This is a genomic window from Sphingomonas sp. 4RDLI-65 (assembly GCF_049472435.1).
GTDB lineage: Bacteria > Pseudomonadota > Alphaproteobacteria > Sphingomonadales > Sphingomonadaceae > Sphingomonas.
In genome coordinates this window covers 77,074-102,699 of record NZ_JBCEBT010000005.1, presented here as the reverse complement: position 1 = coordinate 102,699, position 25,626 = coordinate 77,074, and the positions used below count along the sequence as shown (strand labels likewise).

Annotated in this window: 24 protein-coding genes; 7 read left to right on the top strand and 17 right to left on the bottom strand. The window is 67.6% G+C overall.

The window, feature by feature from the left end; genetic code table 11:
• Window positions 1-403 precede the first annotated feature (403 nt).
• Both VH567_RS12850 and VH567_RS12845 read right to left on the bottom strand, forming a co-directional pair.
• Complete coding sequence (locus tag VH567_RS12850) at window positions 404-1,021, bottom strand: YbhB/YbcL family Raf kinase inhibitor-like protein (RefSeq protein WP_423326664.1); 618 nt, start codon at window positions 1,019-1,021, stop codon at window positions 404-406.
• A 3-nt stretch (window positions 1,022-1,024) separates the two neighbouring features.
• Window positions 1,025-1,525 carry a hypothetical protein gene (locus VH567_RS12845; RefSeq protein ID WP_423326792.1) on the bottom strand — a complete coding sequence of 167 codons (501 nt, stop codon included), beginning with the start codon at window positions 1,523-1,525 and terminating at the stop codon, window positions 1,025-1,027.
• Between the two features lie 117 nt (window positions 1,526-1,642).
• On the opposite strand from VH567_RS12845, the gene VH567_RS12840 reads away from it, so the two are divergent.
• Together VH567_RS12840 and VH567_RS12835 are read left to right on the top strand one after the other, a co-directional pair.
• Complete coding sequence (locus VH567_RS12840; protein ID WP_423326663.1) at window positions 1,643-2,056, top strand: DUF1810 domain-containing protein; 414 nt, start codon at window positions 1,643-1,645, stop codon at window positions 2,054-2,056.
• A 65-nt stretch (window positions 2,057-2,121) separates the two neighbouring features.
• The gene (locus VH567_RS12835) at window positions 2,122-2,247 is read left to right on the top strand and encodes a hypothetical protein (protein WP_423326662.1); all 126 of its coding nucleotides are present in this window, start codon (window positions 2,122-2,124) and stop codon (window positions 2,245-2,247) included.
• Window positions 2,248-2,448: 201 nt separating this feature from the next.
• Here VH567_RS12835 and VH567_RS12830 read toward each other — a convergent pair whose 3' ends face one another.
• From VH567_RS12830 to VH567_RS12820, 3 genes are read right to left on the bottom strand one after another with little or no spacing between them, the layout of a single operon-like run.
• Window positions 2,449-3,090 carry a heme exporter protein CcmB gene (locus VH567_RS12830; protein ID WP_423326661.1) on the bottom strand — a complete coding sequence of 214 codons (642 nt, stop codon included), beginning with the start codon at window positions 3,088-3,090 and terminating at the stop codon, window positions 2,449-2,451.
• Entirely contained in the window at window positions 3,087-3,659 is a 573-nt protein-coding gene (ccmA, locus tag VH567_RS12825) for a heme ABC exporter ATP-binding protein CcmA (RefSeq protein WP_423326660.1), read from the bottom strand. Before ccmA ends, VH567_RS12830 begins: the two co-directional genes overlap by 4 nt.
• A complete protein-coding gene (locus VH567_RS12820) occupies window positions 3,656-4,102 on the bottom strand; it encodes a metallopeptidase family protein (protein WP_423326659.1) in 447 nt (148 codons plus the stop codon). The genes ccmA and VH567_RS12820 overlap by 4 nt, the downstream gene beginning before the upstream one ends.
• 48 nt (window positions 4,103-4,150) lie before the next feature.
• On the opposite strand from VH567_RS12820, the gene VH567_RS12815 reads away from it, so the two are divergent.
• The gene (locus tag VH567_RS12815; RefSeq protein ID WP_056019031.1) at window positions 4,151-4,447 is read left to right on the top strand and encodes a 4a-hydroxytetrahydrobiopterin dehydratase; all 297 of its coding nucleotides are present in this window, start codon (window positions 4,151-4,153) and stop codon (window positions 4,445-4,447) included.
• Window positions 4,448-4,580: 133 nt separating this feature from the next.
• Here the strand turns inward: VH567_RS12815 and VH567_RS12810 are convergent, their stop codons facing one another.
• Window positions 4,581-5,372: an SDR family oxidoreductase gene (locus VH567_RS12810; RefSeq protein ID WP_423326658.1), complete on the bottom strand. Its 792-nt coding sequence runs from the start codon at window positions 5,370-5,372 to the stop codon at window positions 4,581-4,583.
• A gap of 52 nt (window positions 5,373-5,424) precedes the next feature.
• On the opposite strand from VH567_RS12810, the gene VH567_RS12805 reads away from it, so the two are divergent.
• Together VH567_RS12805 and VH567_RS12800 are read left to right on the top strand one after the other, a co-directional pair.
• A complete protein-coding gene (locus tag VH567_RS12805) occupies window positions 5,425-6,186 on the top strand; it encodes an ATP-binding cassette domain-containing protein (RefSeq protein ID WP_423326657.1) in 762 nt (253 codons plus the stop codon).
• The gene (locus tag VH567_RS12800; RefSeq protein ID WP_423326656.1) at window positions 6,183-7,721 is read left to right on the top strand and encodes an ABC transporter permease/substrate-binding protein; all 1,539 of its coding nucleotides are present in this window, start codon (window positions 6,183-6,185) and stop codon (window positions 7,719-7,721) included. Before VH567_RS12805 ends, VH567_RS12800 begins: the two co-directional genes overlap by 4 nt.
• Before the next feature lie 158 nt (window positions 7,722-7,879).
• On the opposite strand, the gene VH567_RS12795 is transcribed toward VH567_RS12800, so the two are convergent.
• Complete coding sequence (locus VH567_RS12795) at window positions 7,880-10,504, bottom strand: TonB-dependent receptor (RefSeq protein ID WP_423326655.1); 2,625 nt, start codon at window positions 10,502-10,504, stop codon at window positions 7,880-7,882.
• Window positions 10,505-10,723: 219 nt separating this feature from the next.
• On the opposite strand from VH567_RS12795, the gene VH567_RS12790 reads away from it, so the two are divergent.
• Complete coding sequence (locus VH567_RS12790; protein WP_423326654.1) at window positions 10,724-11,767, top strand: protein CsuE; 1,044 nt, start codon at window positions 10,724-10,726, stop codon at window positions 11,765-11,767.
• Here VH567_RS12790 and VH567_RS12785 read toward each other — a convergent pair.
• The 10 genes from VH567_RS12785 to VH567_RS12740 form a co-directional block, all read right to left on the bottom strand.
• Complete coding sequence (locus tag VH567_RS12785) at window positions 11,752-14,166, bottom strand: DUF3772 domain-containing protein (protein ID WP_423326653.1); 2,415 nt, start codon at window positions 14,164-14,166, stop codon at window positions 11,752-11,754. The genes VH567_RS12790 and VH567_RS12785 overlap by 16 nt on opposite strands.
• Before the next feature lie 372 nt (window positions 14,167-14,538).
• Window positions 14,539-16,653 (bottom strand): biotin carboxylase N-terminal domain-containing protein, encoded by a 2,115-nt coding sequence (locus VH567_RS12780; RefSeq protein ID WP_423326652.1) that lies wholly within the window; start codon window positions 16,651-16,653, stop codon window positions 14,539-14,541.
• 127 nt (window positions 16,654-16,780) lie between these two features.
• Window positions 16,781-17,830: a biotin synthase BioB gene (bioB, locus tag VH567_RS12775; protein ID WP_423326651.1), complete on the bottom strand. Its 1,050-nt coding sequence runs from the start codon at window positions 17,828-17,830 to the stop codon at window positions 16,781-16,783.
• A complete protein-coding gene (scpA, locus tag VH567_RS12770) occupies window positions 17,827-20,097 on the bottom strand; it encodes a methylmalonyl-CoA mutase (RefSeq protein WP_423326650.1) in 2,271 nt (756 codons plus the stop codon). The genes bioB and scpA overlap by 4 nt, the downstream gene beginning before the upstream one ends.
• A 130-nt stretch (window positions 20,098-20,227) precedes the next feature.
• The gene (locus VH567_RS12765) at window positions 20,228-21,013 is read right to left on the bottom strand and encodes an enoyl-CoA hydratase-related protein (RefSeq protein ID WP_423326649.1); all 786 of its coding nucleotides are present in this window, start codon (window positions 21,011-21,013) and stop codon (window positions 20,228-20,230) included.
• A gap of 10 nt (window positions 21,014-21,023) precedes the next feature.
• Entirely contained in the window at window positions 21,024-21,449 is a 426-nt protein-coding gene (mce, locus tag VH567_RS12760; RefSeq protein WP_192238264.1) for a methylmalonyl-CoA epimerase, read from the bottom strand.
• Window positions 21,446-21,964, bottom strand: a complete 519-nt coding sequence (locus VH567_RS12755; protein ID WP_423326648.1) for a hypothetical protein — start codon at window positions 21,962-21,964, stop codon at window positions 21,446-21,448. The genes mce and VH567_RS12755 overlap by 4 nt, the downstream gene beginning before the upstream one ends.
• Window positions 21,961-22,179 (bottom strand): hypothetical protein, encoded by a 219-nt coding sequence (locus VH567_RS12750; protein ID WP_093400484.1) that lies wholly within the window; start codon window positions 22,177-22,179, stop codon window positions 21,961-21,963. Before VH567_RS12750 ends, VH567_RS12755 begins: the two co-directional genes overlap by 4 nt.
• A complete protein-coding gene (locus tag VH567_RS12745) occupies window positions 22,176-22,460 on the bottom strand; it encodes a hypothetical protein (protein WP_423326647.1) in 285 nt (94 codons plus the stop codon). The genes VH567_RS12750 and VH567_RS12745 overlap by 4 nt, the downstream gene beginning before the upstream one ends.
• A gap of 57 nt (window positions 22,461-22,517) precedes the next feature.
• Window positions 22,518-24,044 (bottom strand): acyl-CoA carboxylase subunit beta, encoded by a 1,527-nt coding sequence (locus tag VH567_RS12740; protein WP_423326646.1) that lies wholly within the window; start codon window positions 24,042-24,044, stop codon window positions 22,518-22,520.
• A 100-nt stretch (window positions 24,045-24,144) separates the two neighbouring features.
• Here VH567_RS12740 and VH567_RS12735 point away from each other — a divergent pair, with 100 nt between their 5' ends.
• The gene (locus VH567_RS12735; RefSeq protein WP_423326645.1) at window positions 24,145-25,539 is read left to right on the top strand and encodes a helix-turn-helix domain-containing protein; all 1,395 of its coding nucleotides are present in this window, start codon (window positions 24,145-24,147) and stop codon (window positions 25,537-25,539) included.
• Window positions 25,540-25,626: the final 87 nt, after the last annotated feature.

Below are 25,626 nucleotides of genomic sequence, written 5' to 3'. Positions count from 1 at the left end.
GATTTTCCCAACTGATTTAGCGTCAAAACAGAAGTCCTAGCTAAATCAACGACATGCGGAATTGGCACGCTGCATGCAAAGCTTTCGATATCGGCAGCCGGATGGTCCGGCAGCCCGAAGATCGAAGGAAATCCCCATGTCGCTCCGTTTCGAAACCGCCCAGCGTATCGCTCTCTCGTTCGTCGGCGCACTGTTCTTCGCCGCGATCGCCGTCAGCGCCGCCACCCCGATCATCCCGATCGCCTGACCTGCGCACGCCAAGGAGTTCACGCCATGACCCGCAGCATCCTCATTGGGCTCGCCGCCTTCTCGACCACCATCCTGCTGATCGTGACGCATGCCGGCGCCATGCTCGCCTGAGCCCAAGCCCTAACTGAAGCCCGAGCCTGATCTGGGCGCCCGTTCAGGCGGGCGCACCCATCCCGACCGGTCCGACCGGCGCCTCGTCTTCCCGCGAATACGTCCCGATCAACAGCCCGGCCGCCAGCACATGGCCGGTGATCGCATCGATGATCGCCGATCGCCCTGGCGTCTCGCCGGGATCCCCTGCCCCCGCACCGATCGCGAACAGCTGGAACGCGTAGCGATGCTCGCCGTGCCCGCTCGGGGGATCGGGCGGCAGCCAGCCTTCGCGCAGATAGGAATTGCGGCCGACGTCGCGCCCGCCAGCATCGCCTGCGCCATCCGCGACGATCGCGCCCTCGGCGAGATGGCCCGCATCCGCGTCCAGACCCCAGACGATGGCGTGGACCAGAGGCTGCGGGGTCGGCGCATCGGCGTCCTCGACGATCAGCACGAGCCGCTCGGTTCCCGCCGGCGGTGCGCGCCAGGTCAGCGGTGGCGACACACCCGCGCCGTCGGCGGTGAAGCGTGGCGACAGGCGACCATCGTGCGCGAACGCCGGACTGGTGAGGTCGAGCGTTTCGAAATTTTCACCGAGTTGGACGATGACGAGCTTGTCGGCACCCGCGCGCACATTGCTCATCGCGCTGCCGAGCCAAGCGGGGATGTGTTCGAGCATGATCTATCCTTCCGAGGGGCAGGGCGCGTCGCGGCGGACGGGCGCATCGCCGTCATACCAGTCGCTGCGCGCGCCCATGGTCGCGGCGTCATGATGGCAGACTTCGGTCTTGCCGCGCTTGGCGTCGACCAGCACGGTCCAGTTGTGATCGCCGCAATTATGCTGTTCGCAGCCCCATGCCGCGACGCGGTCGCCGACCGTGAAGATCGGCGTCGCCGGCCCCGACCGACCGCGGATCGTCTGGCGCAATTTCGGGTCGCCGACCGCAGCGACGAGTCCGGCGGCGACGTCGGTGCGATCGAAGAAGTCGACGCCGTCGACCGCGTCATGCGGGTATTTGCCGACATAGGCGGTGATCGGCGTGGTCTGCGCCTGGCCCGGAATCGGCGTCGGCGCGCGTGTTTCGGGGGGCTTGTAGCTCCGCGCCGCGACCGCGTTGACGGGATCGTCGTTGCGGCCGCAACCGCTCAACAGCGGAATGGCCAGGAGCGCGATCGTCAGCATCTTCACGCGGGTGTTTCCTCAATCGTCATGCCGTCCAACGCGTCGGCGGGCGCGGAGTTGCCAACGCGGCGGCAGGCGCGGGGTTGCGCTTGTCGTGTCGGCGACCATCTCGGGCGCATGATGGACGATCTCGACCGCTTCGTCACCGCGCAGGCCGGTGTCTATCCACAGGCACTCGCCGAATTGCGCGCAGGGGCGAAGCGCAGCCACTGGATGTGGTTCGTCTTCCCGCAGATCGCCGGGCTCGGGCAGAGCGCGATGGCGCGGACCTATGCGATTGCAGGTGCGGACGAGGCGCGCGCGTATCTGGCGCATCCGGTGCTCGGCGCACGGCTGATCGAGGCGACGGCGGCGGTGGTCGGCGCGCGGGGCTCGGCGGAGGCGATCCTGGGCGGGATCGATGCGGTGAAGCTGCGGTCGTCGATGACGCTGTTCGCGGCGGTGGCGGACGACCCGGCGCCGTTCCGCGCGGCGCTCGACCGGTTCTTCGGCGGGATGGCGGACGAGGCGACGCTGCGGTTGCTGCAATAAGAGGCGCGTCCGGCCTCACAAGGGTGTACGATACCGCGGGGCCTTCCGCCCCATGAGGTGTCGTCATGGCCAAGAGCCAGAAGAAATCGAGCAAGGAAGTCCGCAAGCCCAAGGCCGAAAAGGCACCCAAGGCCAATGCGTCGAACCCGACGACCAAGGGCAAGGCCGTGGAAATGACGACGCTGAATTAAACTACCGGGAGCTCGACCGCCTCACCCTTGCCAGTCTCGCGGCCAATTCAATTGCTCGCAACAATCGATCCTCCCCCGCCAGGGGGAGGTGGCGCGAAGCGACGGAGGGGGCGGATACGCAATAGCGGTTATCGTCGGCCTCCCCCTCCGTCTGGCAAGTGCCAGCCACCTCCCCCTTGCGGGGGAGGATCGCGGTAAGGCTTAGTCCAACGCCGCGCGGATCGCGGCGGCGGCCACGAACGGCGCGCCGGCGACCAGGACGAGGCTGACCGCGGCGAGCAGCTTGATCGCGCCCGCACCGCCCGCGGGATCGAGCGAGCCTGCGCCGAAGATCAGCAGCGGCACGGCAAGCGGGAGCATCACCAGACCCGTTACCGCGCCGCTGCCGCGGACGCCTGCGACGAGCGCACTCGTGACGACCGCAAGCGCGGCCAGCCCAGGCGTGCCGATCAGCAGGCCGATCTCGACCCGGAGCAGCGTGTCGCCCGACAGGTTGAGCAGCCCGGCGGCGATCACCGCGGCGAGCATCAGCGGCGGGCCGAAGCCGAGCCAGTGCGCGATCATCTTGGCCGCTGCGACCGCGGTCATCGACAGGCCGCGCACCGCGAACTGGTCGAACACGCCCGCCTCGAGATCCGGGCCGATCAGCCGCTCGACCGGGAGCAATGCGGCCAGCAGCGCCGCGGTCCAGATAACGCCGCCGCCGATCTTGGCGAGCAGCGCGGCGTCGGGACCGATCGCGAACGGGAACAGCGTCGCCACCAGCAGGAAGAACGCGACGACCAAGGTCGCGCCGCCGCTCGATACGCTGCGGCGAAGATCGCGGCGGATCAGCGCGATCACAGGCCGACCTCCTGCGCACCCGGCATCGACAGCGGGAGGTGCGTGGCGACGAGCGCAATGCCGCCGCGTGCCCGGTGGCCGGCAACCAGGGCTTCGAGCCTCGTTACCGAGACCGCATCGAGCCCGTTGGCGGGTTCGTCGAGCAGCCAGACCTTCGCCTCGCTGGCGGCGACACGCGCGATCGACGCGCGACGGCGTTGCCCGGTGGACAGGAGCCGCACCGGGATATCGGCCAATGCCGCCAGATCGAGGGCGGCCAGTGCACGGTCGACGCGCGCCTCCGGGTCTGGTGCCGCATCGAGCGTCGCCCAGAAACGCAGCGCAACGACGAGCGTGCGGTCGGTATCGAGCGCGCTGGCTTCGGTGAGCAGCGCCTTGCTCGCCTCGCACGTCACGGTGCCTTCGAATGCGCCAAGCAGGCCGGCGGCGATGCGGATCAGGCTGGACTTGCCGATCCCGTTGGGGCCGGTGACGACCGCGGCATCGCCGGGGCCGAGATCGAACGACACGCCCGAGAACAACAGCCTTCCGCCCCGCACGCACGCGACGTCGCGGAACGTCAGGCTCACGCGGCCGAGTCTTCTGCGCCGTCTTCCGCAGCATCTTCCAACGCGTGCATGTCGTCGTCGCCGAGGCCGAAATGATGGCCGATCTCGTGGATCGTGACATGCGCGACGAGGTCGTCGAGGCGGACGCCGGTCTCGATCCATTCCTCCAGGATCGCGCGGCGGTACAGGACGATGCGATCGGGCATCGCGCCGGACTCCATCGACGATTTCTCGCCGAGCGGACGCCCGTGGTAGAGGCCGGACAGGTCGAGCGGATGCTCCAGGCCGAGCGCGGCGAGCGTCTCGTCGTCGGCATACTCCTCGACCGCGAAGACGATGTCGCCGAGATGGACCGTGAACTGCGCCGGCAACTTGGCGATCGTCACGCGACAGATCGCCTCGATCGTGTCGGCGTCGGGGGCTTCTCCCCTGCTCTCGTCACGCAATGATGCTTGCTCGCTCATGCCGCCAGCCATAGTCGTTGCGCGAGGATAGCGGCAAGGGACACGCGAATGATCGAAGCGCTGAACGAGACCGAGCGGGCCGAGGCGCTCGATGGGCTGGACGAGTGGGATTACGACGATGCGCGCGACGCGATCACGCGGACGATCGTGTTCGCCGATTTCGTCGAGGCGTTCGGCTTCATGACCCAGGTCGCGCTGATCGCCGAGCGCGCGAACCATCATCCGGAGTGGAAGAACGTCTGGAACCGGGTCGAGATCCTGCTGACCACGCACGATGCCGGCGGCCTGAGCCCGCGCGATATCGAGATGGCCGAAGCGATCGACGCGATCGTCGGCGACGCCTGAACGCCCGATCCTCCCCTTGCAGGGGAGGTGGCTGGCGTAGCCAGACAGAGGGGTGATCCGCTGTCGATAGCGCGCTACCCCTCCGTCAGCCAAGTGGCTGCCACCTCCCCTCACAGGGGAGGATCAGCAAGGGTCACCCCTGCCTCATGTCCCGGCGCATCCGCTTGCGCAGCGCGCCCGGCATCCATCTGGCCGCAAACGCCATGCGGTGCGCGGTCTTGCCCACATAGGTGTGGACCTTGTCGCCGTGGACCGCGGCCCACGCCGCTTCCGCGACCTTGTCGACGCCGGTCAGCTCCAGCCCTGCCCCCGTCACCGTCTCGCGGATCGAGTGGTTGGTGCCGCCCGCCCCCGCATCGAGCAGCGGCGTATCGATGAAGCTCGGCACGATCGAGCGCACCTTGATGCCGTCCGCCGCCCATTCACCATCGAGCGCCTCGGTGATCGCGCGCACGCCGAATTTGGTCGCGGAATAGGGCGCGAGGCCCGACGAGCCATAGATCGCCGAGGCCGACGCGGTGTTGAGCAGGCACGATCCCGGCGTCCGCTTGAGATACGCATAGCCGATCCGCGCACCGTTGAGCGCGCCGACCAGGTTGATCGCGATCACCCGGTCGATCTCGGCGAAGTCGGTCTCCGCGAGCGGCCCGCCCGAGCCCACGCCGGCATTGTTGAACAGCACGTCGAGCCGCCCGCCGGTGGTCGCGACGAACGCGTCGAGGCAGGTCACCCACGCCTCACGGTCGCGCACGTCCATCTGGTAGGTGGTCGCCATGCCGGCGGGGAGAAGCGCGGCGGTCTCCGTAAGCCCGGCGACGTTGACGTCGGCGAGCCCCACCCGCCAGCCTTTCCGCGCGAACAGTATCGCGGTGGCGCGGCCGATCCCCGATCCGCCGCCGGTGATGAATATGCTCTGCTCGCTCATGGCACGCCTCTCTATTTGATTTTCCGGTATGTTTCCCGCATCCTGCGCGCAGATGCCAGACCAAATTCCAGCGCTCGCTTTCGAACGCGTCACCAAGACATACGGGTCGACGATCGCGGTCGACGCGGTCTCGATCGAGATTGCCCGCGGCGCTTTCGTCGCGCTGGTCGGGACCTCGGGGTCAGGCAAGTCGACGCTGCTCAAGATGATCAACCGGCTGGTCGAGCCGAGCGAAGGCCGCGTGACGATCAATGGCGCCGACGTCGCCGCGGAGCCCGCCCCCGAACTGCGCCGCCGGATCGGCTATGTGTTCCAGAATATCGGCCTGTTCCCGCACATGACGATCGCCGAGAACATCGCGATCGGATTGCGCATTGCCGGACGTGCGGATGACGCTAAGGTCGACGAACTGCTCGACCTCGTCGACCTGCCCCGCGACATCGCCGGGCGGATGCCGGACGCGCTGTCGGGCGGCCAGCGCCAGCGTGTCGGCATCGCCCGCGCACTCGCGCCGGGGGCGAAGCTGCTGCTGCTCGACGAGGCGTTCGGGGCGCTCGATCCGGTGACGCGCGATGCGCTGGGGACGCGGATTCGGGAACTGCACGATCGGCTCGGGCTGACGACGATCCTGGTGACGCACGACATGGCGGAGGCGTTGCTGCTCGCCGACCGCGTGCTCGTGATGAAGGCGGGGCGGATCGTTGCCGATGCGACTCCGGCCGAGCTGGTCGCGGGCAGGGGTGGCGACGACGCGCAGGCGCTGGTGCAGGTGCCGCGCGCGCAGGCCGAACGCCTTCAGGCGCTGGTTTCGTGAGCGCGTTTCTCGACGCATTGGGTCGCGTGCCGCCGCTGCTCGCCGCGCACGTGCTGCTGTCGGCGTCGGCGCTGCTGCTGGGGATCGCGATCAGCCTGCCACTGGGGATCTGGTCGGCACGCAACGCCAATGTCGCACGCGTGTCGCTTGGGTTTGCCAGCCTCGTGCAGACGATCCCGAGCCTCGCGCTGCTGGCGCTGTTCTATCCGCTGCTGCTGAGCCTCTCCGCGCTGGTCGGCGGCGGCATCCCCGCACTCGGGTTCCTGCCGTCGCTGATCGCGCTGACGCTGTATGCGTTGCTGCCGATCATCCGCAATGCGGTGGCGGGGCTGCACGGGATCGACCCGGCGGTGATCCAGGCGGCAGATGCGGTCGGGATGACGCCCGCGCAGAAGCTGCGGCTGGTCGAGGCACCGTTGGTCGCGCCGGTGCTGATCGCGGGCATCCGTACCGCTGCGGTGTGGACGATCGGCGCGGCAACGCTGTCGACGACGGTCGGCCAGCCGAGTCTGGGCGACATGATCTTCGCCGGGTTGCAGACGCAGAACTGGGCGCTGGTGCTGGCCGGGTGCGTATCGGCGGCGGCGCTGGCGCTGGCGGTCGACGCGCTGATCGGCGGGATCGAATACGGCATCCGCGCGCGGCGGCGGTGGTTGTGGATCGCTTGCGCCGTCGTGCTGGTGGCGGGAACGGTGATCGCGACGCTGCCGCTCTGGCCTAAGAGCGGCGGCGACCGGACGGTGGTGGTCGGCGCGAAGAACTTCTCCGAGCAATATATCCTCGCGCGGCTGATCGGCGATCGGCTCGAGCGGGCCGGCTATACCGTCGAGTACCGCGATGGGCTGGGCTCGGCGGTGGTGTTCGGCGCGCTCTCGGGCGGCGATATCGACGTGTATGTCGATTATGCCGGGACGATCTGGGCGAACGAAATGAAGCGATCGGACGTGCCCGAGCACGACGCGATGGTCGCGGCGATCGGTGCATGGGCGAAGCGCGAGCACGATGTCGGGCTGATCGGGTCACTCGGGTTCGAAAATGCCTATGCGTTCGCGATGAAGGGCGATGTGGCCAAGGCGAAGGGTATCTCCAGCCTCGACGATCTGGTGAAGGCCGCGCCGGCGATGACGCTCGGCAGCGATCTGGAGTTTCTCGAGCGGCCCGAATGGGCGGCGGTGAAGCGCGCCTATCCGCTGCGGTTCGCCAAGACCACGCCGTACAGCCCGACCTTTATGTACCGCGCGCTGGAGAGCGGGAATGTCGATGTGATCTCGGCCTTCTCGTCGGATGGGCGGATCGCGGCGGATGGGCTGGCGGTGCTGAGCGATCCGCGGCGGGCTATTCCTGGGTATGATGCGATATTGATGGTCGCGCCGAAGCGGGCCGGGGATGCGAAATTCACGGGCGCGCTGAAGCCGCTGGTCGGGCGGATCCCGGTCGAGGCGATGCGGGCTGCGAATTACCGGGTGGACCGGGATGCGGACAAGCAGACGCCCGAGGCCGCGGCGCGGTGGCTGGCCGGCAAAGTCGGTCTCTAACCTCCCTCGCCCCTCCGGGGAGAGGGAAGGAGGAGCACTGGCGACGGGAGGGTGAGGGGCGGTTGTCGCGAGCGTCCCGAGCCTCACGCGCCTCACCCTCCCACGCGCAAGGGCGCGCGGGCCCCTCCCTCTCCCCGAAGGGGAGAGGGTCTCAAGTTTTAGAAGAACAGCTTGCGGATGCTCAATCGCACAGTGCGGCCCAGCGGGTTGAGATAGTCCGGCTGGTAGTTGTTGGGCGTCGCCCCGGTCGCATCGGTTACCCGCTGGCGGGTGTTGAGGACGTTGTCGACCGAGAAGCTGATCCGCATCCCGCGCAGCCAAGGATGCACCTTCACCCATTCGAGACGTTGGCCGAGATCGGCGAACAGGCGCACGTTCGCGGTCGCCAGCCCGCCGAAATTGAGCGTCGTTGGCGCCGCCGCGGTGCCGCCCTCGACGGTCGTGCCAGTCGCGTAACTGGCCGAAACGCGCGCGCCGAGGCCGTTGTTGCTGTAGCCCGCCTGCGCCTCGAGCTCGTGGCGCGGCTGGCCGCCGCTGTTGCCGATCGCATCGCTGTCGAGCAGGTTCAGGCTCGGCCCGCCCTCGGTGACCAGCACGCGATCGGTGAAATGCCAGGTGTGGTAGAGCGCGAACTGAAGCCGCCCGCCAGCCTGTCCACCGCGACCGCCAAAGCCTCCGGGACCACGCCCTCCCCCACCGCCGGGGCCGCCAGCGCCGGGACCACCCCCGCCCGGCCGGCCTTCTGCACGCGCGCTACCGTCGGAAGGACGCACACCGCCGGGGGGTCGCAGCCCCTCGAACGGATTGGGCCCGGTGCCGGCGCGAAACGCCTCAAGGTCCTTCTGGATCTTCGATTTCAGCGGCGCGGAGAAGTTGATCCCCCAGCGCAGTTCGGAACGCTCGCTGCGCGCATAGTTGATCGGACGCGTGTCTACCTGGGTCAGCGTGCCCGCCGCATCGCGCGTGAAGCGATCGGGGAACGCGGCCTCGATCGCCGCCGTCGCCGACGGGAACGCGGCGATCGGGTTGTCGGTGCGGCTGTCGACGTAGTTGGCGGTGAGCGTCAGGTCCTTCTTGGTCCAAGGCTTCAGCGTCAGGCCCAATTTCTTCACATGGACGTTGTCCGCGACGAGGTTCGGATTGCCGCCGCTGATCGTCGTGACGGTCGCGGTGGTGCCGGTGACATAGTCGAAGATGCGCGCGTTGGGCGTGGTGATCGACGGGTTGCCGAGCTGCTGCGCGGTCGGTGCCTGGTCGGTGTCGGTGGCCGACGCGATCACCCGCACACCCTCGATCGGCGACCAGTTAGCCCCATAGCCGAGCGTCGTCAGCGTGCCGAAGTCCGACAGGTGATCCTCGGCGATGTTGAAATTGGCCGACAGCGTGCCGAGGAACGGCAGCACGCCCTTAGACCGGCTGGCGATCGGCAGGTCGACGTTGAGCTGGCCGTTGACGGTATCGCGCGAGACCTGGCCCTGCGTTTCCCGGCTGACGAGATTAAAGGTGCGGTACGAGCGGCTTTCGAAATCGGCGGTTTCCGCACCGAGCTTGATCGTAGTCGAGACCGCGCCGGCGGGCAGGCTGAAGAGCGTGCCGTTGGCCACTGCATCGACCCCGCCGGTGTTCTGCGTGGCATAGGCACGGTTGCCGGCGGCGGCATTGATGTCGCGCGCGGTCAGTGCGCTGAACGGGTTGGCAGTCGCGTCGCCGGCGGCCAGCCGGGCATTGAAGGCGGTCGCATCGACGCCCGTATCGGTGAAGGTCTGCGTGTCGCTGCGGTCGTAATTGCCGGTCACGTTCCAGCGCCACGTGCCGAGATCGCCGTTGAACGTGGTGCCGAGATGCGCGGCGATCGACGATACGCGCTGGTTGAGCGGGAGGAAGCCGTCGTCGTTGAGGGCGCGGTTCACGGTGGTGCCGTCGGCCAGCGTCAACGCGGCGACCGGCAGGCCGTTGAGGCTGCGGCTGTCGGTCGATTCGATGCGCCCGTTGATCGTCGCGCCGACCTTGCCGATGTCACGCGCATACACGCTGTTCGCGGTGAAGGTGCTGGTCGCCGCCTGGAGCGTACGGAACGGCGTCTGGTCGACCACCGCGCCGTTCGCACCGACCGCGGTGCTGGTCGCGGGGGTGATGTCGCGCTCGGACTCGGTCAACGCCGAGGTCGAGGTGTATTCGACGTGCAGGTTGACGCGGCGATCGCGCGCGATGGTGAGCATGTCGAGCTCGCCCTGCGGCGTGTTGCTGCCGCCCTCGGTCGGCATCTTGTCGGTCGCCTCCGCGGTCACGGCGCGAAAGCGGCGGCGCAGGACGAAGTTTACGACCTTCTGGTCCGCGCGATAGCCGTATTTGAGCGCGACCTCCTCGGGCAGGATCTCGACGCGCTGGATCGCCTCGGTCGGGATGTCGCGGATCTCGGCGAAGCTCGAGATGCGGCGGCCGTTGAGCAGCACGACCGGCGCGCCCCCGCTGCCGCGACCACTGGCGGTCTGCGGGCTGAGTTCGTTCAGCAGGTCGGAGATCGAGCTGACACCATACGACCGTATCTCGGATTGGCCCAGGGTCTGGTCGGGCGGGATGTCGCCGACCACCGACCCCGGCAGCTTGCGCGATCCGGTGACGACGATCTCCTCGGCATCCGCGGCTTCGTCCTGCTCTGCGGTTTGTGCCGCAGCGGTGGCGGTCGTCGAGGGCGCTTGTTGAGCCACCGCCATCGCGGACGCTTGCTGGGCGATCGCCATCGCGGGCATGCTCGCCGCCAGAACCAGCCCCAATTTACGCATACCCATTCCACCCCGATGATCGAAGCCACCGCCTAGCGGGCAATTGTCGCAGGATTATGCCGGTTCGGCCGGTATTGCAGGGCTCCCGCCGGACCGCGCGATTATCGTCGATCTGGTGGACGCCACGTGCGGAAAACACCCGTTTCAGGTCTTTGAAGGCGCATTAACGAATCGCGGCCTAGCCCGGCGGCGACGTGACAGGCGCAAAGGGGCGAAGCGTTGACGACCGGATTCGTGAAACTGGCCATCGCTGCAGGGCTCACCGTCGCGGCACTGCCGTCGGCGGCGTGGGCGGCCTGCACGGTGACCAATACCGGGCCGACCGCGCTCGGCAGCTATTCCCCGCCTGCGCTGGTCAACAATGCGCCGCCCTATGTCGACGTGCCCGGTGGCTTCGACTGCCCCGATACGGTGATCTCGCTGCTCAGCGGCAATTTCCTGCGCGCGACGGTGACCAGCCCGGACGGGTTCAAGCTGACCTCGACCAACGTCGCCGATACCGTCACCGCGAAATACGTCGTCGCTGCGGACGCGGCCGGCACCTATCCGTTCACCGCCGGCACGCCGTTCGTCTACATGAACGGCGGACTCATCAACCTGCTCGGGTTGCTGGGTGGCACCGCGCGCAACGTCCAGGTCCATGTCCGCCCCTCGTCGACGACCGCGGTCGCGCCCGGCACCTATACCGGCAGCTTCAGGATCGCGTGGGAATGGCGATTCTGCGACCTGCTCGGTGCGCTGGGGCTCTGCATCGGGACGCTCGACCGGAACCCGACGACGATTCCCGTCGCGACCGTCTCGGTGACGATGATCGTCGCCGCAAAGCCGGTCGGCGTCACCATCGTCACCCGGACGACCTGGGACCCGCTGTCCGCGACCAGCAACCCGCGCGCAATTCCGGGCAGCAAGCAGCGGACGACGATCACGCTGACCAACACCGATATCGTCGCGGTCGACGCCAATTCCCTCGCCGTGGTATTGCCGACGCCTGCGCGAGGGGCAGTGGCGCTCGACGGCGACGGGACCGCGTCCACGGCGTACGTCATGACCGCCGAAGGTTCGCCCGCCTCCTCGCTCGCGGTGACCTACACCGCGCCGGCCAGCACCACCGACGACGTCGATTTCTCGGCGAACGGCGGCACGAGCTGGACCTATGACCCCGCCCCGACCCCCAAGTCCGTCACCAACGTCCGCATCCGTCCGCGCGGGACGATGGCGGCGGGATCGAGCTTCAGCGTGTCGCTGCCCTATGCCTTATTCTGATCGGGAGTCTGACCGGGGTCCTGATCGGCAACCGGCGGGGTCGGCAGCGAGCCGACCAGTTCCATCTTGGTCGCGGTCGAGCCTACCTCGATCCCGGCTTCGCGAAACTGGCGGAGCAGCGTGAACAGCAGTTCGCTGCGGATCGGATAGGCGTCCCGCGGGCTCGCCACGTACGCAAAGCAGTTGAACTTCGCGCGGCCGGCGTCGATCGAATCGATGAACACCTTGGATTCGGGATCGTCGAGCACCTCGTGCTTCTCGGCGAACGCCGCGAACAGCATCGTCCGCACCGCGTCGAGATCCTCTTCGAGCGGCACCGAGAATTGCAGCTGGATCCGGCCGATCGGGGCTGCGAGCGTCATGTTCTGGATCGTCTTGGTGATCAGTTCGGAATTCGGCACGATCAGCGTCGAGCGGTCCGCGACCTGGATCTCGGTCGAGCGGACGTTGATGCGCTTCACGTCGCCCTCCATGTTGCCGATCCGGACGAGATCGCCGATCTTCACCGGGCGCTCGGCGAGCAGGATCAGGCCTGAAACGAAGTTCTGCGTGATCGCCTGGAGGCCGAAGCCGATCCCGACCGACAGCGCGCCGAGCACCACGGCGAGCTTCTCCATGCCGATGCCGAGCGCGCCGAGCGACCACAGCACCGCGGCGATGATGCCGGCATAGCGCGCGACCATCGTCACCGAATTCTGCGCGCCGGCATCCATCGCGGTGGTCGGCAGATAGCTGTTCACCAGCCAGTGCTGCAGCCCGCGCATGATCGCCAGCGCGACGAACAGCACCGCGATCGAGCGCAGCACCGCCCCCGGCGAGATCGTGACCTGGCCGATCGTGATGCCGCTCGCGACCGTGCCGAACAGCTCGAACACCGAGCCCACCCCTGCCCCGAACGGCGCCATCACCGCGCCGACCGCGAGCATGATCAGCAACAGCCGCAGCACCGCCGACAGCAGCACGCCGATCTGGTCGACGGTCTTGTTGTCGACGCCGAACCCGCTGTTCGCCGACCGCCCGAGCCGGTTGCCGCTCGACAGCAACGTCCGGCACGCATCGTCGGTGAAGGTCATCATCAGGTACAGGCTCGCGCCGACGATCGCGCCCCAGACCAGCCACGTCGCGACCTTCAGCGCCAAGTTCACATAGCCGATCAGCCCGGCGCCGAGCGCGACGATCAGCACCAGCCAGACGAGCGTCGCGACGATCGCGAGCAGCGTGTTGCGCGCAGGCTTCGACGGATCGGGCAGCGCGGCGGCGCGCAACCGGCCGAGCGTCACCAGGATAGCGCCGAGCAGGACGATGTGGAGCAGCGCGACGACCGCGTTGGCCGCACTCGACGCGGGCGCGCTGACACCGATCAGCAGATTGGTCGCGATCAGCAACTGCCCGAAGAAGATCAGCGCCGCCGCCATCCAGCTATACGGCCGGAGCGCCTGCGCGGCGGCGTCGCCGATCGGCAGCAACCGCCAGGTCGGTTGGGTCCGCAGCAACAGCGCGCCGCCGAGCGACGACACGAACGCGCAGAACCACGAGATCCCGACGAAGATCGCGCCGAACCGACTCCAGGCGGGCGAGACAAGTCCGCCCCAGCGCAGCGACGCGACGATCGCCCACGCCGCAAACCCCGGCAGCGCGGTCCCGATCACGACTAGCCACAACGCATAGGCCGAACGCCGCAGACGGCCGCCCGGCGTATGGTTGGCGGCATAGCGTCGACCGACGCCGTGCAGCCAGCGCCGCAGCGGCACGATCAGCACCAGCGCGGCGAGCATCCCGACGAGCAGGCCGGTACCCGCGCGGGTATCGAACCGCGTGCCGAACTGACGCACCTCGACATTGGCGAACCGCGTCAGTCGCGCGGTGTCGCGCGGCAGGTGATCGACGATCGCAGCCCACAGCGTCGGGGACAGCGGCGAACCGGTATTTTCGGACAATTGCTGGCCGAGTTCCTCCGCCTCGGCCGCACCGATATCGTCGATCTGCTGCTTGGCCTCGATCCCGATCAGGCGCGCGCGCTTGATCGCGGAGTCGATCGCCGACTGGCTCTGCGCGAGGAGTTTGCGTTGCTGGCGAATCTCGGGCGCTTCGACCACGCCGGGAGTGGCGGCGCCGAGTTCGGTGACGCGCGCCTGGACGAGCGCCATCTCGGGGGTGAGCGTGCGGACCGCGTCGGCCGCGGTGGTCTGCACGACCTGCGCGCGATCCCGCAACGCCTGCCGCGCCTTGTCGTCGCGCGCCGCGGGGGTGGCGTCGTCGATCGCCTGGAGCTCGGCCGAGGCTTGCGTCAGGCTGGCGGCGACGGTCGCGACCTTGGGCTCGTCCTGCGCGATCGCGGGAAGCGCGGTGACGGCGGTGACCGCGAGGAGGAGCGCGACGAGATAGCGGAGGAGGGTCATCCGGGGTGCTGTACAGCGATAGGGCTGGAAACGGGAGGGGGCGGCGGAACGCGGGATTGGGATGCCTGCCGTTCCACCCCTACAAACCACCCCGGCGGAGGCCGGGGCCCAATTGGGGGCCGATAATGATCGAGGTCAGCGCTCCGTTACGACGACCTTTCCAATTGGGCCCCGGCCTTCGCCGGGGTGGTTGTGATGGGACGTGATCACGCAGACCCGGCGGTCCCCTTCTCCGTCACCCCGGCGGAGACCGGGACCCACCGTTCCGCAAACTCAGTTCTCTCGGATGTGGGGAACGGTGGATGCCGGAACAAGTCCGGCATGACGGGGCGGGATGAGCGTTGGTTGGAGCAGAACTGGACGGCGCGTCGCTTAGTCGAGTTCGAGGATCACCTGATCCACCGCAAGGCTATCCCCCGTCTTCGCCGCCACCGACTTCACCGTGCCCGTCTTCTCGGCGCGGAGGATGTTCTCCATCTTCATCGCCTCGACGACGGCGAGCGGCTGCCCCGCCTCGACCTTGTCACCGGCCGCGACGTCGAGCCGTACCAGCAGCCCGGGCATCGGGCAGATCAGGAACTTCGACAGATCGGGCGCGACCTTCTCGAGCATGTGCGCAGCGTAGGGCGCGACGCGGGCGGGGAGCACGCGGGCGACGTGGCTTGCGCCGCGGGTCGTGAGCTTGAAGCCGGAGCGGGCCTTGGCGATGCGGATCGTGAGGTGCTCGTCGCCATCGACACCGTAACCGTCCGCGACGACCATCCGGTCGCCCGGCGTGTATTCGAGCGCGAGGTCGAGGTCTTCGCCGTCGACTGCGATGCCTTCGGTCGAGACCGTCACCGCGTGGTCGATCGTGTCGATCGTCACCGACCAGTCGGCGGGCGGACGCAGGCGCCTGCCGAGTTGGCCGTCGATGCGGCGGGCGCGGTCGGCCTCGGCGGTGGCGGCGAAGGCAGCGACTGCGGCGAGCGTCTTCAACAGCGACGCGTCAGCGGGGGCGCCGTGGAAGCCCTCGGGATATTCCTCGGCGATGAAACCGGTCGTCAGCTCCCCCGCTTGGAAGCGCGGATGCTGCATGATCGCCGAGAGGAAATCGATGTTGTTGCCGGGGCCGTCGAGTTCGAACGCGTCGAGCGCGGCGATCTGTGCGGCGATCGCGCCGTCTCGCGTTGGGGCCCAGGTGATGAGCTTGGCGATCATCGGGTCGTAGAACATGCTGACCTCGCCGCCCTCGCGCACGCCATCGTCGACGCGGACCCTCGTTTCCCCCCCGCCCGCTTGCGGGAGGGGGTTGGGGGGTGGGCTCGCGTCGTCCTCGAATGTTGTCGTTGCGGTGGAGGAAAGCGCGTGCCCACCCCCGGCCCCTCCCGCTTGCGGGAGGGGGGAAGTTTCGGGCGGATTATACCGCACCAGCCGCCCGATGCTCGGCAGGAACCCGCGATACGGGTCCTCGGCGTAGACGCGGTTCTCGATCGACCAGCCGTTCAGCTTCACCTCGTCCTGCCCGAACCCGAGCGGCTCGCCGGCAGCGACGCGGATCATCAGCTCGACCAGATCCAGCCCGGTGATCTCCTCGGTCACCGGATGCTCGACCTGGAGCCGGGTGTTCATCTCGAGGAAGTAGAACCCCTCCCCCGTCGTGTCCGCGCCCGAGACGATCAGCTCGACCGTGCCCGCCGAATAATAGCCGACCGCCTGCGCCAGCGCGACCGCCTGCTCGCCCATCGCCTTGCGCATCTTGGGCGTCACGAAAGGCGACGGCGCTTCCTCGACGACCTTCTGGTGACGCCGCTGGATCGAGCATTCGCGTTCGTTGAGGTAGACGATGTTGCCATGCTGGTCGCCGATCAGCTGGATCTCGATATGGCGCGGCGATTCGATGAACTTCTCGATGAACACGCGGTCGTCGCCGAAGCTGGCGAGCCCCTCGCGCTTGGTTGCCTCGAAGCCTTCGCGGACGTCCTGCTCGCTGTACGCCAGCCGCATGCCCTTGCCGCCACCGCCGGCCGACGCCTTCATCATCACCGGATAGCCGATCCCGCCGGCGATCTCGACCGCGTGATCGGTGCTGTCGATCTCGCCGAGGTAGCCCGGCACGACGTTGACACCCGCGGCCTTCGCCAGCTTCTTCGATTCGATCTTGTCGCCCATCGCGGCGATCGCGTTGGGGGGCGGGCCAACGAACGCGATCCCGGCCTCGGCGCAGGCCAGCGCGAAACTCTCGCGTTCGGAGAGGAAGCCGTAGCCCGGATGGATGCAGTCCGCGCCGGTTTCCTTGGCCGCGAGCAGGATCAACTCGGCCTTGAGATAGCTCTCCGCGGCGGGTGCCGGCCCGAGCCGGACGGACTCGTCGGCCATCAGCACATGCGGCGCGCGCGCGTCGGCGTCGGAATAGACCGCGACAGTCTTGATGCCCATCGCCTTGGCGGTCCGCATGACACGGCAGGCGATCTCGCCGCGATTAGCGACCAGGATTTTCTTGAACAAACTATCTACTCCCCTCCCGTATGCGGGAGGGGGCGGGGGTGGGCGCCCGGCCTCCTGCATCGGTATCGTCTGCGGTGAGCGCGAGCCCACCCCCAACCCCTCCCGTTCACGGGAGGGGAGCTAAGTTTCAGCCCGCCCGCATCGGTTCGGGGCCGACCATCGGCTTCATCCCCAGCTTCGCCAGCAGCGTCGCATCCGCGCTGTCGCCGGCGTTGCCGGTGGTCAGCAGCTTGTCGCCGGTGAAGATCGAGTTCGCGCCCGCCATGAAGCAGAGCGCCTGAGTCGCCTCGGACATGCTCTCGCGCCCCGCCGACAGGCGCACCATGCTGAGCGGCATCGTGATGCGTGCGACCGCCACCGTCCGGACGAACTCGATATCGTCGATCTGCGCCATCGGCGTGCCCGCGAGCATGTCGCCGAGCGGCGTGCCCTTGACCGGCACCAGCGCGTTGACGGGGACGCTCTCGGGGTGGCGCGGCAGCGTGGCGAGCGCGTGGACGAAGCCGACGCGGTCGCTGCGCGTCTCGCCCATCCCGACGATCCCGCCGCAGCAGACCGAGATCCCTGCATCGCGGACGTTCGCCAGCGTTTCCAGCCGGTCGCCGAAGGTGCGCGTGGTAATGACGTTGCCGTAATTCTCCGGCGAAGTGTCGATGTTGTGGTTGTAGTAATCGAGGCCGGCGTCGGCGAGCTGCTTCGCCTGCTCCGCGTCGAGCATGCCGAGCGTCATGCAGGTCTCGAGCCCCATCGCGCGGACGCCCTCGACCATCGCCACGACCTTCGGCATGTCGCGCGGCTTCGGGTTGCGCCAGGCGGCGCCCATGCAGAAGCGCTGCGATCCGGCGGCCTTGGCTTGGGCTGCGTCGGCGAGGACGGCGTCGACGTCCATCAGCTTTTCCGCCTTGAGGCCGGAGTCGGACGAGGCGGACTGCGAGCAATAGCCGCAATCCTCGGGGCAGCCGCCGGTCTTGATCGACAACAGCGTGCAGAGCTGCACTTCGCCGATCGCGTGATGCGCGCGGTGGACGGTCTGCGCGCGGTACATGAGTTCGTCGAACGGGAGGTCGAAGAGGGCCGCGATTTCGGGGCGGGTCCAGTCGGTGCGGGAAACGGGAGCATCGCGCACCAGGCTCGGAGCCACTGCATGTGCGAAGGGACGGAGAAGAGTATCGGTCATTCGGCGGCTTCCTCTTGCGGGGCCATGTTGTGGCCGAGGAGCTTCAACACGTCCTCGGCGGCCTGGATCAGGTTGGTGCCGGGGCCGAATATCGCCTGGACCCCGGCATCGCGCAGCGCCTGATAGTCCTGTGCGGGGATAACGCCACCCGCGATCACCTTGATATCCGCGCGGCCCGCCTCGCGGAGATGGCCGATCAGCTCGGGGATCAGCGTCTTGTGACCGGCGGCGAGGCTCGAGGCGCCGACGATGTCGACGTCCTTGGCGAGCGCGAGTGCGGCGGCTTCGGCGGGGGTCTGGAAGAGCGGGCCGGGGACGATCTCGAACCCCAGGTCGCCGAACATCGACGAGACGAGGTTGGCGCCGCGGTCGTGTCCGTCCTGGCCCATCTTGGCGACGAGCATGCGGGGTTTGCGGCCTAGGCGGCGTTCGGTGGCTTCGACGCCGTCGGTGAGACGGGTCCAGCGCGCATCGGCCTCGTACGCGCCGCCGTAGATGCCCGAGACGGGGGTGGGCTGCGTGCCGTAGCGGCCGAACACGTCCTCCATCGCGGAGGATATCTCGCCGAGCGTGGCGCGGGCGCGGGCGCATTCGACGGCAAGGGCGAGAAGGTTGTTCTCAAATCCTCCCCGGTCCGGGGAGGTGGCGGCCGCAGGCTGACGGAGGGGGGCTTCCTCAAGAGGGTCCGCTTGTGGAGCGCCCCCTCCACCAGCCGTTGGCTGGTCCCCCTCCCCGTTCCGGGGAGGAATGCGCGCGCCTTCGCGGAGGGCATCCAGGGCGGCTTGGCACGCGGCTTCGTCGCGCGTCGCCTTTACGCGGTTGATGCGTTCGATCTGACCCGCGCGGACAGCAACGTTATCCACGTCGAGGATCTCGATCGCGTCCTGTTCGGCAAGCTTGTACTTGTTCACCCCGACGATGACGTCCTCGCCGCGATCGACGCGCGCTTGGCGGCCCGCGGCGGCTTCCTCGATCATCGCCTTGGGCCAGCCTGCCGCGACCGCTTTCGCCATGCCGCCCTCGGACTGGATCCGCTCGATCAGCGCCCACGCGCCGTCGACGAGGCTCTGCGTCAGGCTCTCGATATAATAGCTGCCGCCGAGCGGATCGACGACCTTGGTCATCCCCGTTTCTTCCTGGATCACGATCTGCGTGTTGCGCGCGATCCGTGCGGAGAAGTCGGTCGGCAGCGCGATCGCCTCGTCGAGCGCGTTGGTGTGGAGCGACTGCGTGCCCCCCAGCATCGCCGCCATCGCCTCGATCGTCGTGCGCATGACGTTGTTGTACGGATCCTGCTCGGTGAGCGAGACTCCGCTCGTCTGGCAATGCGTCCGCAACATCTTCGAGCGCTCGTCCTGCGCGCCCAATTGCGTCATCGCGCGGTGCCAGAGCACGCGGGCGGCGCGGAGCTTGGCGATCTCCATGAAGAAGTTCATGCCGATCGCGAAGAAGAACGACAGCCGCCCGGCGAACTTGTCGATGTCGAGCCCCGACGCGACACCGTACTTCACATATTCCATGCCGTCGGCGATCGTGAAGGCGAGTTCGTGGAGCTGCGTCGCTCCGGCCTCCTGCATGTGATAGCCACTGATCGAGATGCTGTTGAACTTGGGCATCTCGCGGCTCGTGTAGCCGAAGATATCCGAGATGATCCGCATGCTCGGCTCGGGCGGGTAGATATAGGTGTTGCGGACCATGAACTCCTTGAGGATGTCGTTCTGGATGGTCCCGTCGAGCAGTTTCCGGTCGACGCCCTGCTCCTCGCCCGCGACGATGAAGAAGGCGAGGATCGGGATCACCGCGCCGTTCATCGTCATGCTGACCGACATCTTGTCGAGCGGGATGCCGTCGAAGAGGATCTTCATGTCCTCGACCGAGTCGATCGCGACGCCCGCCTTGCCGACGTCGCCGGTGACGCGGGGGTGGTCGCTGTCGTAGCCGCGGTGGGTGGCGAGGTCGAACGCTACCGACAGGCCCTTTTGGCCGGCGCCGAGGTTGCGGCGGTAGAAGGCGTTGGAGGCTTCGGCGGTGGAGAAGCCGGCGTACTGGCGGATCGTCCACGGGCGGCCGGCGTACATCGACGCGCGGACGCCGCGGGTGAAGGGCGCGAAACCGGGGAGACCGGGGTCTGCGGTGACGTCGTCCGCGGTGTAGAGCGGCTTGACGTCTATGCCTTCGGGGGTCGGCCAGGTTAGGTCCGCGCCCTTGACTTCCTTGACGGCGAGGGCCTGCCAGTCGGCGAGGTTTGGGTTCGGTTTGTCAGTCATTACCTAGCACCTAGTTCCCCGGCGAAGGCCGGGGCCCAGCCCCTCAAATTAGCCGCGCGCGGGAGCGCGTTCGATGCTGCGCATCGAGCCTGGGCCCCGGCCTTCGCCGGGGAACGAGAAGGAAAGCGGTTCATTTCCCGGTGAACACCGGCTTGCGCTTCTCCAGGAAGGCACGACCGCCCTCCATCGAGTCCGCCGAGCCCCGCGCGTCGCGCTGGTTCGCCGCCTCGGCCTGCATCGCGGTCGCGTAGTCCGTCTCGTACGCGGCGGTAATCGCCCGCCGCATCAACCCGAGCGCTACCGTCGGCATCGCCGCCAGTCGCTCGGCCAGCGCGAACGCCTCGGCGTCGAGCGCATCGGCCGATACGACCTTATGCACCATCCCCCAGTCGAGCGCCTTGGCCGCCGGCACCCGCTCGCCAAGCATCATCATCTCCGTCGCGCGCGCGCGTCCGATCAGCCGCGGCAGCATCCACGACGCGCCGCCATCCGGCACCAGTCCGATATTCACGAACGCCTGAAGAAAATACGCGCTCTCGCTCGCCACACAGAAATCGGCGGCGAGCGCGAGGCTGCAGCCAATCCCAGCCGCCGGCCCGCGCACCGCGCTCACCACCGGCACCGACAGGTCGGCGATCGCCGCCATCGTCGGGTTATAGCTGCCAGTCAGCGCCGCAAACGTCGCCTCGCCCGGATTGTCCGATCCGAGCGCCCCGCCGCCAACATCCGCTCCAGAACAGAATGCCCGCCCGGTGCCGGCAATCAGCACTGCGCGGGCCCCGTCCAGATCACCCAGCGCCGCCTTCAACTCCTCGAACATCGCCGGCGGGGCGGCGTTCAGCCGGTCGGGCCGGTTGAGCGTCAGCACCAGCACGTCGCCGCGCCGTTCGCTCAGGATATGCTCGTATGCGGCCATCAGATTTCTCCTAGTGCGCGCCGGTATCGCCCGGCGTCTCCATCAACTCGACCAGCATGCCGCCGAAGTCCTTCGGGTGCACGAACACGATCGGCGTGCCATGCGCACCGATCCGGGGTTCGCCCAATACGGTCGCGCCCTTCGCCTTCAGGTCAGCGACGGCGGCGTGAATGTCGGCCACTTCGAAACAGACGTGATGCTGCCCTCCCGCCGGGTTTTTCCGCAGAAACCCCGCGATCGGCGAACTCTCGTCATACGGCTCGATCAGCTCAATCTGCGTGTTCGGCGCATCGATGAAGCACACCTTCACGCCTTGCGCGGGCAGGTCGAACGGCTCGCCGATCGCGGTGGCGCCGAGCAGCAGGCGGTACGTCTCGACCGACTTCGCGATCGACGGCGTCGCGACCCCGACATGGTTGAGGCGGCCTAGGGTCATTGGGCGTCCTTCGGCGCTGGCGGCGGCGGGGGAACGACACCCAGCGTGTAGCCGCACACACCGAGCACCTGCCGGATCATCGCGTCGCCGGTCGGCGCGACGAAATTCGCCTGCACCGCAAAGTTCGCGCCGTTGGTCGTCTCGACCCGTACCGTCTTCGACTTCACGAGAAACGTCGTCAGCCTGGTGATCGCTTCAGGATCGGTGACGTAGGTCCCCGTTCCCGGAAACTGCCAGTTGTAGGTGAACGCCGGCCCGCCATCGAAGCGCACTGCGACGGGCTTGTCCGCGCCCGATCCGAGCGGTTGCGGCTGGATGAACTGGATCGACACGATCGGCTCCGAGCCGACGTCACACTTCACGACGAACCGCGAGAGGCCGTCATTGCCCGTAACCGACGCGGAGATGCTGCGCACACCTGCCGAATTGGTACGATCGGCAAGTTTCCAGGCCGGGGCTAGGACTGCGGCCGACGCCGACACAACGGCCGCCTGGAGCAGAAGAAACGCGATCATTCCTCGATCCTCCGCTGCTGCCGACCAGCGGCCATTGCCGCGCCCTCGATCATCCCCTCGAGGCGAGACACCCGATCGCGCAAGTCGCCATGCGCCCCGGCAAGGCCTGCGAGCCGCCCGCCAAGCTGAGCTACGTCCCGATCGAGGCCATCAAGCTGATCTTTCAGGGTCAGGATCGTCTTGAAAACGCCGAACGCCTTTTCACCAGCGCTCATGCCTTTTCGCCCGCGAGCACGGCATCCACCACAGCGCAGGTGCGCGCGATATTCTCGCGCATCGATCGGATCGACGCCTTCATGTCGTCGACCGCAGCTTCGATCTCCGGCGCGAGCAATACCAACGCGGCCTCCTCGCCGTGCGACGCGGGTTCGGTGATGTACCGCGTCGTCGCTTCGCGCACGACCCGGCCGACCGACATGCCACTATTCGCGGCATAGGCATCGAGCGCGGCCTTGTGATCGGGGGTGGTCAGAAACGTCACGCGTTCGGTCTGCATGTCACGACTCCTTCGCATGACATGCTAATGTGCTTATCAGGACCGAACAAGCATGACTCACAACGGGATGTTGTCATGCTTCTTCCACGGATTCTCCAGCGCCTTGCCGCGGAGTTTCCGTAGGCCGAGCGCGATGCGGCGGCGGGTCGAGTGGGGCTGGATCACTTCGTCGATGAAGCCCTTCGACGCGGCCACGAATGGGTTGGCGAACCGCGCCTCGTATTCCGCAGTGCGTTCAGCGATCTCTTCCGGCGTCTTGCCGCGGAAGATGATCTCGACCGCGCCTTTCGCCCCCATCACCGCGATCTCGGCGGTCGGCCACGCATAGTTGAGGTCGCCGCGCAGGTGCTTCGAGGCCATCACGTCGTACGCGCCGCCATAGGCTTTCCGCGTGATGACGGTAATTTTCGGCACGGTCGCCTCGGCATAGGCGAACAGGAGTTTCGCGCCGTGCTTGATGATGCCGTTATGCTCTTGGGCGGTGCCGGGCAGGAAGCCGGGGACGTCGACGAAGGTCACGATCGGGATCTCGAACGCGTCGCAGAAGCGCACGAACCGCGCCGCCTTCTTCGACGAATTGATATCGAGCACGCCTGCGAGCACCATCGGCTGGTTCGCGACGAAGCCGACCGTACGGCCTTCGATCCGGCCGAAGCCGGTGATGATGTTGGCCGCATGCGCTGGCTGGGTCTCGAAGAAATCGCCTTCGTCGACGGTCTTCCGGATCAGCTCGTGCATGTCGTAGGGCTGGTTCGCCGATGCCGGGATCAGCGTGTCGAGGCTCTCCTCGATCCGGTCCCATTTGTCCGCGGTCGGGCGCTCGGGCACGCCGTCGCGGTTCGACGCGGGCAGGAAGTCGAAGAAATCGCGCGCCGCAAGCAACGCTTCGATGTCGTTCTCGAACGCGTTGTCGGCGACCGAGGTCTTGGTGGTGTGCGTCACCGCGCCGCCGAGCGCCTCCTGCGTCACGACCTCGTTGGTCACGGTCTTGACCACGTCGGGGCCGGTGACGAACATGTAGCTCGAATCCTTCACCATGAAGATGAAGTCGGTCATCGCGGGGGAGTAGACCGCACCGCCCGCACACGGACCCATGATGAGCGAAAGCTGCGGTACGACGCCCGACGCGAGCGCGTTGCGCTGGAACACTTCGGCATAGCCGCCGAGCGAGGCGACGCCCTCCTGGATGCGTGCGCCGCCGCTGTCGTTGAGGCCGATGATCGGTGCGCCGACCTTCATCGCGCTGTCCATCACCTTGCAGATCTTCTGCGCGTGACGTTCGCTCAAGGAGCCGCCGAACACGGTGAAGTCCTGGCTGAAGACGAAGACGAGGCGGCCGTTGATCGTGCCCGAGCCGGTGACCACGCCGTCGCCGGGGATCACCTGGTCCTGCATGCCGAAATCGACGCAGTTATGCTCGACGTACATGTCGAGCTCCTCGAACGATCCCTCGTCCAGCAGCACGTCAAGGCGCTCCCTCGCGGTGAGCTTACCCTTGGCGTGCTGCGCTGCGATCCGCTTGAGGCCCCCGCCGACTCTGGCGGCTTCGCGGCGGCGTTCAAGCTCTTCGATCGTCGATGACATCGTCTCTCCGTCCTGTTGCTGGCCTTCACAGAGCGGGAGGCTTCGCGCAAATGCAATGTTGCAAAGTTGTACGGAGCATGTTTGCAAACTAGGTGGAGGCATGACCCTTCCCGCACGTCGCCTTTTCGTCGGACACCGCCTGCGCGACCTGCGCCGCGCCCTGGGCATCAGTCAGGCGGCGATGGCGGTGCGGATCGGGCTGTCGGTGAGTTACCTTTCGCAGATCGAGAATGGCGATCGGCCGGTGACTGAGGGCGTGCTGATTACGCTCGCGCGCGAGTTTCCGGCGGACTGGGGGAGCATCGACGCGGCCGACGATACGGCGTTGCTGATCGCGACGCTGGAGGCGGTGTCGGATACGAGCGTCGAGGCGCCCGCGCTCGACGAGACCGCGGTACGGCGCGCGGTGAAGCATCAGCCGTTGCTGGCGCAGCGGTTGGTCGCGATGCACGACGCATACCGACGCGCGCAGGAGCAGTTGCGGGCGCTGGACGACCGGTTGGTGGCGGGGTCTGGGGCGCCGGGGTTGCTGCCGTGGGAGGACGTGCGCGACTGGTTTCACGCGGCGGGCAATTATGTCGATGCGCTCGACCGGCGGGCGGAGGAGATTGGCGAGACTTTGGGCGCGGACCGAATTGCCGCGCTGGAGGCTCGGCTGGCGGCACGCGGCGTGTCCGTCGCGATCTCGGGCGCGCTCGCCGCACCGTTGCGCGACTATGACGGCGCGACATTGCGGCTCGACGGATCGCAACCGGGCGAGACGACGCTGTTCTCGCTCGCGCATCAGGTCGCGCGGCACGAGTTCGGCGATGTGATCGGCGGGATCGTTGCGGCGTCGGAAATGGCGTCCGAAACGGCGCGCGCGCTGCTGACCGCGGGGCTGACCAACTACGCGGCGGGGGCGATCGTCATGCCCTATACCCGCTTCCGGACGGAGGCGCGGAGTGTCCGCCACGATATCGACCGGTTGCGGCGGATCTTCGGGACGAGCTTCGAGCAGACCTGCCACCGGCTGTCCACGTTGCAGCGGCCCGGGGCGCTCGGCATCCCGTTCTTCTTCTGCCGCGTCGACATGGCGGGGAACATTACGAAGCGGCACTCCGCCACGCGGTTGCAGTTCGCTCGGTTCGGGGGGGCGTGTCCGTTGTGGATCGTCCACGAGGCGGTGGCGATCCCCGATCGCATCCTGACGCAGCTGATCGAGACGACCGACGGCATCCGCTACGTCTCGATGGCGAAGGGTCTGGTGAAGCCGTCCGAGACGTACACGCGACCGGCGCGACGCTATGCGGTGGCGCTGGGGTGCGAGGAGGCGAACGCGTCGGAGTTCATTTATGCGGACGCGCTCGGGACGGGCGGGATCGCGACGCCGATCGGGTCTTCGTGTCGCGTCTGTTTGCGGACGGACTGCGACCAGCGGGCGTTTCCACCGGCGGCGAGTGGGATCCGGGTGGATCCGGATAGGCGTGGGGCGGTGCCGTACGAGGTGGTTTAGAGAAGACTACTGCCTGCTGTACCACCCCGGCGAAGGCCGGGGCCCAATTGGGGACAGCGATGACGAAGGACTGCGAGCCGTTACTTC